The following is an 810-nucleotide window of genomic DNA, read 5'->3' on the forward strand; positions in this document are numbered from 1 at the left end:
GGGATTGCCAACTTGTTTTCGCCATTTTTGAGAGGGGCGAGACCTCTGCCTGTCAGGCGGTCATTTCGGCAGCATAGCCTCTCCAGAGGTCGAAAGCATCGGACCTGGCGTGTCGGTATGAGATGGCGGAGAGTTGGTAGCGTCGTGGGCGAAAAACGATGTTGATCTGATCATGTGTTGCCAGAAATCTCTGTGCCTGTCGGGGAGATTTGAACCGTCCCATCAACTTCTCGCGTTTTCGTGTTGGCCTGTGTGATCCTTCGATCCGGTTGTTCAAGCCCTTGTGCGCACGATGATCTGCGCCCGGTGCCATATCCCGGATCGGTTTGAAATAGCTGCGCAACTTGTCCGTGATCACGACACGGGGTTCACCGAACCGGTCGATCAGCCTTGCCAGGAAACGCCTTGCAGCCTTGGCGTTTCGCTGTGGCTGAACGAGAATATCAAGCACGTCGCCGTTCGCGTCGACCGCCCGCCAGAGCCAGTACTTTCTGCCGTTGATCGGGATGACGACCTCATCCAGGTGCCATTTGTCGGCCGCGGCCGGTCTGTCACGCCTGATACAATCGGCAAAGTGGCGGCCAAAGCGGTTCACCCATTTCCGGATCGTTTCCCGGCTGACCATAACACCCCGATCGGCGAGAAGGTCCTCGACATCCGCCGTGCTGAGCGCGAAGCGATGGTAGACCCAGACGGCATATGCAACGATTTCACGAGGGAATCGGTAGCCTTTCAAGCGCGGCATGGAGGACGGTATATTCATACCCAATGCCTAACCAAGCGCCGCACTGCAAACAAGTTGGCAATCCC

The 810-nt window shown here is 57.0% G+C and carries 1 protein-coding gene; it reads right to left on the reverse strand.

The annotated features are described in order from the left end of the window. Positions 1 to 52 precede the first annotated feature (52 nt). On the reverse strand, positions 53 to 763 hold the full coding sequence (locus BHD06_RS22760; RefSeq protein WP_080459207.1) for an IS6 family transposase: 711 nt from the start codon (positions 761 to 763) through the stop codon (positions 53 to 55). Positions 764 to 810 lie beyond the last annotated feature (47 nt).

The sequence above is a fragment of the Roseovarius sp. A-2 genome, from assembly GCF_002072155.1.
GTDB lineage: Bacteria > Pseudomonadota > Alphaproteobacteria > Rhodobacterales > Rhodobacteraceae > Roseovarius.